The 12171-nt window shown below is 40.9% G+C and carries 4 protein-coding genes; all 4 read left to right on the top strand.

Features of this window, described 5'->3' with window-relative positions; genetic code table 11:
* The first annotated feature begins 45 nt into the window (after positions 1-45).
* The 4 genes from CWB85_RS01640 to CWB85_RS01625 all read left to right on the top strand — a co-directional run bounded on the left by CWB85_RS01640 (position 46) and on the right by CWB85_RS01625 (position 12149).
* Positions 46-3585, top strand: coding sequence for a glycosyl hydrolase (locus tag CWB85_RS01640; protein WP_138553908.1), 3540 nt, complete (start codon positions 46-48; stop codon positions 3583-3585).
* Between the two features lie 143 nt (positions 3586-3728).
* Positions 3729-7337 (top strand): glycosyl hydrolase, encoded by a 3609-nt coding sequence (locus tag CWB85_RS01635; protein ID WP_249314756.1) that lies wholly within the window; start codon positions 3729-3731, stop codon positions 7335-7337.
* A 120-nt stretch (positions 7338-7457) separates the two neighbouring features.
* The gene (locus CWB85_RS01630) at positions 7458-10304 is read left to right on the top strand and encodes a family 78 glycoside hydrolase catalytic domain (RefSeq protein WP_249314754.1); all 2847 of its coding nucleotides are present in this window, start codon (positions 7458-7460) and stop codon (positions 10302-10304) included.
* 447 nt (positions 10305-10751) lie between these two features.
* Entirely contained in the window at positions 10752-12149 is a 1398-nt protein-coding gene (locus CWB85_RS01625) for a BNR-4 repeat-containing protein (RefSeq protein WP_138553906.1), read from the top strand.
* Positions 12150-12171: the final 22 nt, after the last annotated feature.

Raw genomic sequence — 12171 nt, 5'->3', positions numbered from 1 at the left:
ATTGGTGACTAAGTCTTATATACATTAAAACATTTAGGACTCCAAATGACTAAGCGGAAGACATTAATTTGGCTGTTTACCAATTTATTAATTTTATTTTCTTTTCAATCAGCCGCGATTAAACAAAGCCAACCGCTAGCTCAAACTCAAAATGTCCCTTTACCTTTTAGCACATTAAAAACAAATTTTAAGAATCCCGAGAAACATTATTACCCTGAAACTTGGTTTCACCTCAATGGCAAAAATATTAGTAAACTAGGTTTAACCGCAGATTTAGCCGCAATTAAAAAAGCTGGATTACAAGGTATACAGTTATTTAATACCCGATCTCAGCCATACCCGAATGTCGAACAAGTGCCAATTTTAACCCCAAAATGGGAAGAGATGATTAGTCATATCGCAGATGAAACAGAGCGTTTAGGATTAAATTTAACTCTCCAAAACTGCCCCGGTTGGTCGATGGCTGGTGGTCCTTGGGTTCCCGCTGAAGAGTCACAGCGAGAGTTAATTGAGCATGTATTTCAATTAAAAGGCGGGCAACTTGTTCAAAAATCGTTAGATCTTAAAGCTGAGTATTTAACTTTTGACCGTAACTACCAAGATATTAAAACCATCGCCTTTAAAACGCCTAAAAATGAAAGTTCGGTTAAGCCAATTCCCCAAATTTCACCCATGAGTTATCAAACTAATAATTCGATGGTGCCATGGGATACCGTATTTGAAGAAGCAAAACAGGTGATGTATGACCCTAAAAAAATTCATTCACAGGAGCCTTATAGAACCTATCAACAGAAGAACATTCAATATGTTGATGAAAAACCGACGTGGGTGGCCGTCACATTTGCAGAAAAAACCACCTTACGAAGTTTAGAATTACCCCCTATTCGTACTGTTTTGACTAATCGCCTTTTGCCCAAGGTAAATATCGGCATTTTAGTTGAAGCTCAACAAGATAATGAGCAGTGGCAAACCCTTGCTTCACTCAAAGTTCCTACAAGTCATTGGTACGATAATGATTACCCCGTGACGTTTAATTTACCTGAAACAAAAGCCAAAACCTTTAAATTAACCTTTACTGATGATCCCTTATTTTTGTCTTATGTCCGTTTAAATGGTCACGTGCGTTTACATAACCATGAAGCTAAAGCCTCAAAAAGCTCGCGCGGTTTACAAAGCGACATCAAGCAATTTGTTACTGCTGAAGATACGATAAACCCCAATGACATTATTGATTTAACCTCATATGTTAATAACCAAGGTCAACTAAACTGGCAAGTCCCCAAAGGTGACTGGACAGTGATCCGCTTTGGTCACGTGAATATGTTAAAAACCAACCGTCCTGCCGAGCCAGAAGCAACCGGTTGGGAAACCAGCAAGCTCGATAAAATTGCAATAGAAAACCATTTACGCCATGGCATGATGGGGAATTTAATGCGCGATGGTGGCCCACTAGATGGTCATAAACTACATGGCATGTTAATCGACAGCTGGGAAAGCGGCGTGCCTACATGGACCATGCACAAAGATGATTTACCCCAAGCATTTAAACAGCGTCGTGGTTACGACATGATGCCATATTTACCTGCCACATTAGGCTATATCGTCAGTTCAGTCGATGACACAAATAAGTTTTTAAGGGATCTTCGTCAAACCATGGCTGATTTGTATGTCGATAATTTCTTTGACCATTTTAGAACCGTGGCTCACGATATGGGATCTAAAGTTTACACCGAGGGGGCAACCGGCGAAACATTACCTGGAGATCCCTTACGCTATTACGGCGTAAGTGATTTCCCAATGACCGAATTCTGGTACCCGAAAGCTCCGCAAAATCAAAAAGAAGCCAAACCTATCTACGCCGCGGCATCGGCTTATCATTTATATAACAAACCGTTTTTAGCTGCTGAAGCCGCAACGCAATTAGGGGTGAAATGGAATGAGTCCCCTAAAGATATCAAATACCTGATCAATGAAAATTTTACCAAAGGTGTTAACCATTTAGTCTTTCATACTTTTTCTCATACCCCACAACTTGATGTCGTGCCCGGATCTAGCTTTGGTGGCAATATTGGCTTCCCCTTTTTACGCACGCAAACATGGTGGCGTCATACACCTACATGGATCAAGTCTTTAGCGCGCAGCCAATATTTATTGCAACAAGGTGAATTTGTAGCCGACGTACTTTGGTATTTAGGTGATGATTTAGACCGTCATCCGTTTGATACCCATCCATTTCCACAAGGTTATAAGTTCGATTATTTAAATGAGGAACTATTGCAAGAAAAAGTACACATCGCTAACGGCCAATTGTATGTTGAAGATGCAGGTAAGTATAAAATCATTATGCTGCGTGACTCTCAGCGCATGTTGTTATCCACCGCGCAAAAACTTAAAGCTTTAGTAGAACAAGGCGCGGTAATTTTAGGTAACAAACCACAAACATCGCCGAGTTTGATGGATGATGCCCAAGATTTAAGCAAGCTCACCCAAATAGCAAACCAGTTATGGGGCGATACCAGTACCGGCATGAGAAAAGTGGGTAAAGGTAAAGTTTATTGGGGGCATACATTACCACAAGTATTGAACGCTGAAGCAATTCAGCCGGATGTTTCGTTTGCCAAAAAACTTGATTTACGCTGGATACATCGCAGTATTGGCGACACTGACGTTTATTACATAACGAATCAGCTCGATAAACCTATTGATGCTTCCATCCGATTAAGAACAACCGGTACAGCACCAGAAATTTGGAATCTAGATACAGGCAATACACATATTGCGTCAATTTGGCAGCAAGATGATTCCCACATGAATGTTGCTATTAGTCTCGATCCTCATGGTAGTCTGTTTATTGTGATTAACAAAAAACGTGCAGATGCAGCCACGGTGAAAAAATCGCTAGAACAAGGGTATATTGCGCTTAAACAAAGTAAAAGTTCCTTATTAAGTAGCCAACAGAATTGGTTTAAAATTCACGATACTTACACATCGCCGCTATCTTTTATAAATGGTCAGTTACTGCCAAAACAAACAGGTATGTATCAATGGCTCTCACATAACGGCGGTATCGATGAGCAATTTATTCAGACAGAAACCAAGCCCTTAAATAAGCCTTGGGTATTAGAATTTGAAGCCGGCTGGGAAACGCCATCACAGCTAACGTTAACAAATTTAATTCCGTTAAATGACCACGCAGAGCCTGCTATTCAACATTACTCAGGCACAATCGCCTATAACACTTCATTTACCCTGCAACATAAATCAAAGTTGATGCAATTAGATCTCGGTCAAGTGGCCGATATTGCCGAAGTGTGGTTAAACAACCAACGGGTCGGGACTCGCTGGGCCCCCCCTTATACCTTTGATATTACAAAACATGTAATTGATGGAGAAAATCAACTCAAGGTGTTGGTCACAAATACCTGGCGAAATCAACTGATATACGATGCCAAACGAAAAACATCACATAAGAAAACTTGGACGACCAATCCACCAAAAGAATATGAAACACAACTTGATCTTTCAGGACTCATTGGTCCTGTGAGTATTCAGCAAATTAATAATAACAGTGTAGATGGGATATAAACATCGGCATGATCAATTATAGAGATCCATTCAAGATGATGAAACAGATTAACGAAACTTTAACGCTTAGATATACGAAACAATCAAAGCGAGCTTTTTCAAAGTATGGTCGTTTTTCCATTTGCGCTTTTAGCTTTTTAATATTGTCTGCTTGCACAGACGTTGAAGAAATTTCAACAGTTGATTCTGGCGCTGAGCAGTTTGAAGAACAAGCAATACAAGCATTAAGCTTATCTTCCGAACAATTTTATCAAGCGCCTACAGAAGTATTAAAAGCCAATTTTAAGACGCCGCCTGAGCAAGTAAAACCTTGGGTTTATTGGTATTGGGTTAGTGATCACATTTCGAAAACGGGGATTGAAAAAGACTTAGCGGCGATGCAAAAAGCCGGTATTAATACTGCGCTAATCGGTATTATTCATCTTAAAGACGAACAAGGCGAAGTCAAAGCCTTAACGGAGCCGTGGTGGGATCATGTGCGTTTTGCCATTAAAAAAGCAGCTGAATACAACATAGACATTGGATTATTTAACTCACCCGGTTGGAGTCAGTCGGGCGGACCTTGGGTGACACTTGATAAATCAATGCGTTATTTAGACTCAAGTGAACATCAAGTAGTTGGCCCAAAACAACTTCACATGGCGTTAAATGCACCAGAAGCCAAAGGCCTAAAAAGTAACAGTGCCGACTTTTATCAAGATGTTCGTATTGTCGCGTTTAAAACACCAATTTATGAACAAGACAAACTAACAGCAAGCAATAGCGAAATTAGTATTAGTAATCCGAACACAAATACTTTGCTAAAAAACCAAGCGGTAGACGCACTGTTTGACGGCGACCGCAGCACTATTTATAACTTGCCACAAGAAGTACTTAACCATCAACGTAAAGGCTCTCGAAGCGAAGGTCAGCTGCAAATTGATTTAGTGCATCCAACAGTATTTCAAGCCCGTAGCTTAGAGATTTATCCTTACAAAACCTTAAAAACAACCGTTACCCTGTCTGCTAAAAATAAGGCTGGTGTATTTGAAGAAATTAAAACCTTCGAAATGCAACGTCCACGTGATATGGCAGCTATTGGTCCAGATCATGACGCGCCGATTGCCGTCACTTTTCCAGCGGTTGATGCCAAACATTTTCGTTTAACGTTTAATGGATTTCATCGTTGGCGTAGCGATAACCCAACCGACCCAGTTGGTTTTAAAGATATCGTATTATCAAAGGCTTACAAACTTGAACGTTATGCCGAGAAAAAACTAGCCAAAGTTTTCCCCAACCCGATGCCTAAATTTGATACTTACCAATGGCCAATGTCTACTGATGTTAGTGATCCGGCGTTATTAGTTGCCGCTGATGAAGTAATAGATATCACCAAACATGTCGAAGATGGACACCTAACTTGGCAAGTACCTGCGGGCGATTGGACAATTGTGCGTTATTTTATGCGCACTACTGGCACCGAAAACGGCCCATCAAGTGGACCCGCTCGAGGCCCAGAAATAGATAAACTCAGTAAAGAAATTGCTCAGTTTCATTTTGATGCGTACATCGGTAAATTTATTGAAAGCATGCCAGCAGCTGATCGCACCGCGTTAAAATATGCTGTCGTTGATAGTTACGAAAAAGGCGCACAAAACTGGAGTGACGGTTTTGCTGAAAAATTTGAGCAACGTTACGGTTACGACCCTGTTCCCTTTTTACCAGTTTATAGTGGCCGCGCTGTTAACAGTGTTGCACAAAGTGAGCGGTTTTTATGGGATGTCCGCCGGCTAGTTGCCGATGGTGTTGCCTACGAATATACCGCAGGTCTTAGAGAAAGAGCCCACCAGCACGGGTTAAAACTGTGGTTAGAAAACTATGGTCATTGGGGTTTTCCCGCTGAGTTTTTACAATACGGTGGCCAAGCTGACATCGTCAGTGGTGAATTTTGGGCCAGTGGCAATTTAGGCGCAATAGAACTCAAAGCCGCTTCCTCTGCTGCCCATATTTACGGCCAAAAAACCGTGATGTCAGAGTCTTTTACCTCGGGGCGTGATACCAGTTTTAAAAATCACCCATGGAATTTCAAAAAGCGTGGTGATTGGTCGTTTGTAGAGGGGATAAATCACACCTTGTTACATGTTTATATACATCAAGCGTATGATGACCGTTTTCCGGGGGTAAATGCTTGGTTTGGCTCTGAGTTTAATCGTAATAATACGTGGTTTGATTTTATGGGCAGTTGGCTTGATTATATAAAACGCGCGAACTACATGATGCAACAAGGGAAATATGTTGCTGACATTATGTATTTTATTGGCGAAGATGCGCCGAAAATGACTGGCGAAATTAACCCCGCAGTGCCTGAGGGCTATTCCTACGACTTCATAAACGCTGAGGTGATTTTAGAGCGGTTAACCGTTAAAAGTGGTTATTTTCATTTGCCAGATGGCATGCATTTTAAATTATTGGTGTTACCTAATTTAACAGCCATGCGCCCAGCGGTGTTAACTAAAATTCAGCAACTGGTTAAACAAGGCGGTACGATTTATGGACCTAAGCCAATACATTCTCCAAGTTTAGAAAACTTTCCGATTGCCGATCAAACCGTCCAACAGATTGCAAATTCATTGTGGCAAAACATTGATGGTGAAACTGTTACCCAAGCCAGTTACGGCCAAGGACAGGTTTTTTACACTGCAAATATCAATGCAAGCAACAGCGCAGATCTAAGCAGTGTCTTATCTACCACCAACACGCCAGCAGACTTAACGGGCTTGCCAGAAAATGTTATTTGGAGTCATCGCAGCAGCGATACTCATGATATTTATTTTATCGCCAACCAATCAGAGCAAAGCCTTGATATCAATCCAAGTTTTAGAATTAACCATGCAACTGGCAGTGCCGCGTCGTCATCACACATGCAGCCACAACGTTGGAATGCAGTGACTGGTGACATTGTTGATATTGCCCGGTTTGAATTAACCGATAACAACACCCGCATCCAAACACCGGTGACTTTACAAGGGTTAGAGTCGAGCTTTTTTGTTTTTGAAAAATCACCCGCGGCAAAACAAACCAGCCATAAAGTCAGCATCAAAAGTATTAACAAAGAAGAAAAAAACATGTTTTTACCATCGATGTTTAACCAAGATGGCACGACAACGATTGACGTTAGCGAAAATGGCGTTTACCAAGTCACAACAACAGACAATGTTAAACGCACATTAAAGGTTGATGATATCCCAACGCCACTAATACTTAACAAACCTTGGCAGTTAACGTTCGAACAAAATCGCGATGTGCCAAACACACTCACCTTAAACCAGCTCTCGTCGTTAACCACTTTAGAAAGCAAAGCCCTACAACATTATTCAGGAAAAATAAGTTATCAAACCACCTTTAGTCTTGATGAAAACATGTTACTTGATGATCAAACCTTACAGCTCGATTTAGGCGAAGTTGGTGTGATTGCGCGCGTAACGCTTAACGGTAAAGATTTAGGTGAGTTATGGAGCCGACCGTTAACGGTTGATATCACCGACGCTGCGCAACTTGGCGACAATACATTAACCGTAGAAGTAGCAACCACTTGGTTAAACCGTATGGTCGGAGATTTAAAATATCCTGAACAGTTCCCCGACAATCAAGTGGTTAAAAACTTTAATACCGACGTAACCTTTACCACTAAATTGTCAGCCCAAACGCCATTACAACCGTCAGGTTTGCTTGGGCCAGTATCGATTAGACCTATCCGCGCACTTAGGTTTTAAGCCATGTTTTGTGCCATAAAAAATCATAAAATAACGAGTATTAATAATAGAGAGCCTATGTTCCAGTCCATTTTAAAAAAATTAACTAACAGCTATATCAATACCAAATGCAGCATTTCCATGTCCTTGATATTTCTGTTATCGGCTTGCACCATTACCAATAATACCGAGTTTGAAGGACAAGTCCCTATAGCCCTAAAAGTCGGTGAAGGTTTTATTAACCCAATTGGTTATTACGAACAAAACCCACGATTTTCTTGGCAATTACCGACAACTATTCATAACAATAATGACAATCTACTCGGTCAAACGAAGTACCAAATTGTCGCAGCCAGTCAGCCAGATTTATTACCCAGTCAGGCTGACCTTTGGGATAGTGGCGTGGTGACGAGTGCGCAAAGTACCTTTGTTGATTACCAAGGCAAAACATTAGGTTCAAGGCAGCAAGTATACTGGCAAGTGCGTTATTGGGATGAACAAGGAGAAGTATCAAGCTGGAGTGATGTTGCACACTTTGAATTAGGTTTATTATCTAATAAAGACTGGTCGGCCAAATGGATCGAAATCAAACAAACAGCCCCTGTTAAACTAAGTAATTACGGTACGCCGATTCATATTCCACAACATTTACGTACTGAGTTTGAGTTAAAAACGGCTAACTCAAGCACAAGTGCTAACAATACGAATATCAAAAAAGCACGGTTATACATTACTGCAAAAGGAGTATTTGAAGCTTTTATCAATGGTCAGCGGATTGGCGACGATATTTTAACGCCGGGTTACACCCCGTATAAGAAGCGCATTGAAACCCTCACCTACGATGTCACAGCACAGTTACAAGATGGCAAAAATGCATTTGGTATTCAGCTAGCTGAAGGCTGGTATGCCGGCCGTTTTGGCCCTAAACGTCATTGGCATAAAAAATTAAACCTCTCCCCCAAAGTTTTAGCCCAACTTGAAATTGAATACAACGACGGGAGTAAGCAAATAGTAGCAACCGATAATAGCTGGCAAGCGACACAAAATGGCCCTATTCGTACCTCGGGTTTATACGATGGTGAACGTTATGATGCGCACTATGAATTATTCGACCAAAACGTGTCGTGGCACCAAGCCGGTTATAACGCATCGAACTGGTCAAATGTCACCATCAGCGCATTAGAGCCACAAGTGCTATTGCAACCTAAACGCCACTATACTTCGAAAAATAAACAGCTATTACCTGCCCTTGCGATAAAACAAGTCGGTGGTAAAACCGTATTTGATTTAGGGCAGAACATGGTGGGTGTGCCTAAAATTAGAGTTCCGATGAAAAAAGGCCAAACCCTGAATTTACGTTTTGGCGAAGGGGTCAATCCAGACGGTTCATTATTTACCAAAAACTTAGGCAGTGCCAAACAGCTAGATTTTTATACCGCCAAAACCGATGGAGTGATTGAGTGGCAACCGCAATTCACCTTTCATGGTTTTAGATATGTTGAACTCAGCGGTTTTGATTCAACTGTTGAGCCAGAGCGTTCATGGGTAACGGGCGTAGTGCAGTATACAGATTTTGATATTAACGGTAAATTCAACACTTCACACCCAGAATTAAACCAATTCCAATCTAATATCGAATGGGGTCTAAAAGGTAACTTCTTAGATATTCCCACCGATTGCCCACAACGAGCAGAGCGTTTAGGTTGGACTGGCGATGCTTTAGCGTTTGCCAATACCTCACTTTTTATTGCTGATAGTCATGCGTTTTGGTCGGCTTGGTTACAATCGATTCGGGAAGAGCAATTTGACGATAACAGTATTCCGGTTGTTGTACCTAATGAAGTAGGTGAAATTGCCCAAGCAGGTTGGTCTGACGCGGCAGTGACCATTCCATGGGATGTTTACTGGCGTACCGGCGACAAAAAAATTCTCGCGGAAAACTACCAAATGATGACCCGTTGGATCCAATATCACCAAACCCAACTAAAAGATGGCATCAGTGAAATGTGGACGGTGGGTGATTGGTTACAACCTTATTCAAAACGTGAAGATTCTCGCCGTGGTGAAACCGATAACAGCCTCATTTCTACCGCATTTTATGCACGTTCGGTTGAGCTCACTTTAAACAGCGCCAAAGTATTAAGCAAAATCGACGATGCTAAAAAATACAGCAAATTATTAGCCGAAATAAAAGCCAAATTTCAGCAACACTTTTTTGCTGACAATGGCCGGTTACAAGTAGGTGAACAAGCACAAACGGCTTACCTACTCGCGATTGGTTTTGATTTACTCGACGCTGAAATGACCCAAAAAGCAGTGCCGCATTTATTAGCAACGTTTGAAGCTGCTAACGGCCATTTACGCACCGGCTTTTTAGGAACTCCGTTGATTGCGCCGGTATTAGATAAAATTGACCGCGCCGATATTGCGTTTGATTTAGTGTTTAAACAAAGTTACCCGTCGTGGTTATTCTCGGTGACACAAGGTGCGACAACGGTCTGGGAACGTTGGGATGGTTACACCCACGATAAAGGTTATGCTAAAAAAGCAGGATCGCTCAATCACTATGCCTATGGCGCAATTGGTCAGTGGTTATATGACAGAGTTGCTGGTATTAGCCCGTTAAGTGCTGGGTATAAAACTATTAGTATTGCCCCCCTTATTTCAACACATTTAACCTCTGCTGAAGGCGAATATAAATCACCTTATGGTGAGATAAAGTCGAAATGGCAAAAAACAGATTCGGGGTTAATCCTAGAAGTAATCATTCCTGCCAATACGACAGCTCGTATTCAGATCCCATTAATAGAACACACAAGTCTAGCTAAAAAGTCGCTCTTAAACCAAAAAGAAAACACAGCTACACTTTTTGGCCAGAAGGTTCTAGTGAATGGTGAAATATTGAATGACGAAGACTTGGTTGGGCAAGATAAAAAAAGCAAAACCATTACTGTCGATGCCGGCAGTTATATCATTGAGGTGAAATAAGTGGTGCACCTTAACATTAATGACTTGAGCGAATATACCGCTACATTCCTTATAAATATCAAAATAACTAAGGAAAGTAGCTATTTTATACCTCTCTTAGCACTTGGATTAACAACATGCTGCATTGGAGCCTGTGCTAAAAACGCCTAAAGACAAAGAAAGTGACCAACAAGAGGAAATCTGATTATTTCAGGTAGCGCAATATACGCAGCGCTGAAATTAATATAGTACACAAAAAGTATTCGTACTATTTGTTTCTACATGTTTTTAATAAAAATATATTTTTAGGGTTTCTTTCTGATATATCACAAATAGTAGATTGTAGTATTTCCGACTTATTAAGTTGCATTAACTGTCAAATTCAATCAATATTACTCATGTGAACGGGCATTAAAATGCACCTTAATATAACTAAAACTTTATAATCAACAGGTTATTGGTGATCGAATGAAAAAAGTAAGTGTGTTAGCAGCAGCTGTAACTCTATTCCTATCTGGGTGTAGTAATAATAACTTAAAAAAAGTAGAGCAAAGCGATCACTTTGCTGATGATGCGATTGGAAATCCTTTAGCGATCGTTCAACACCCAGCTGGGATTTATCGAGATGGTATCACCTATGTTTCTTATCAAGGACCACTAGAAGATCCATATGTTGCTTCTTACAACCATAAAACACAAGAGTGGAAAGGCCCTTATAAAGCAGGGATAAGCGACATGGGTAAAGACCCATCGAGAAAGATAGATAACCACGGTAAACCAACAATGTTAATGGACGACCTAGGTTACATTCATGTTTTCTTCGGTGGTCACGGTGGTATGCCGCACCATGGGAAAAACCCCTTGGGTAATATACATTATGGGCGAAATATACATGTCGTTTCAAAAAATCCGTATGACATTAGTAGTTGGGAAGAGCTAGACACAATACCTGTATTTGGCACGTATAACCAAGCGGTCAAAATGGATAATGGCGATATTTATTTATTTTATAGACATGGTGCACACCGAAGCGATTGGGTTTATCAAAAATCAACAGATCACGGACGTACATTTGAAAAACCTGTTTCATTCTTAAAGCACAAACGACGCGATGACCTTGATGCAGTAGATAGCTGGTATGCTTGGGTTGAAAAAGGTGAAAATGACGAAATCATTGTTGGCTATGATTATCATATTTGTTGGGATGGTAAAGCCGGTATTAACGGCCGAGGTCACACTACAGAGCGGCATAATGCTTATTATATGACGTTTAATACTAAAGATGACACATGGCGTAATGTTCAAGATGAACAATTAAATCTCCCTATTACACGTGAGGTGGCCGATCAGAAGACTTTGGCCTTCAACACCGGGGAAAAATGGACGTTTAATGGCTCTGTACATTTAGACGCCAAAGGCCATCCACATTTAGCTACTAATGTCGGAAAAGATTTAGGTTATAAAACAGGTGGTCCGAAGCAAACGACGCATATTCGCTGGGATGGATCTAATTGGATTGTGAACGATGCCGTAAATGTAGCAGCGGTTGCGAGTAATCAAGATACACGCGGTGATTTCATGGTTAAATCACCTGATGAAGTTAGCTTTATTCTTGAATTTAAAGATGGAGATGATGGCGTTATTTCATACTGGAACAGCAATGATGCAGGTAAAACCTTCGATAAAGGTGATGAACTAATTCGCCGTAAAGGAGCAAACTGGGCATTAACGTCAATAATCCAAGATGGACACCCTGATGCAAGAATGATTGTTGCCGAAAAGCAGAAGGGAGAAGCTAATCGAAGAGTCTATTTAATTGGTGATAATGGACCAGTTAAACGCTTGAAGTCAGAAGTAGGTAATTAAAAATGCGCCGGGCTTTGGGAAG

The sequence above is a fragment of the Pseudoalteromonas sp. S1727 genome (genome assembly GCF_005886375.1).
In the GTDB taxonomy this organism is placed as follows: domain Bacteria; phylum Pseudomonadota; class Gammaproteobacteria; order Enterobacterales; family Alteromonadaceae; genus Pseudoalteromonas; species Pseudoalteromonas haloplanktis.
This window is presented reverse-complemented; position numbering and strand designations above follow the sequence as displayed.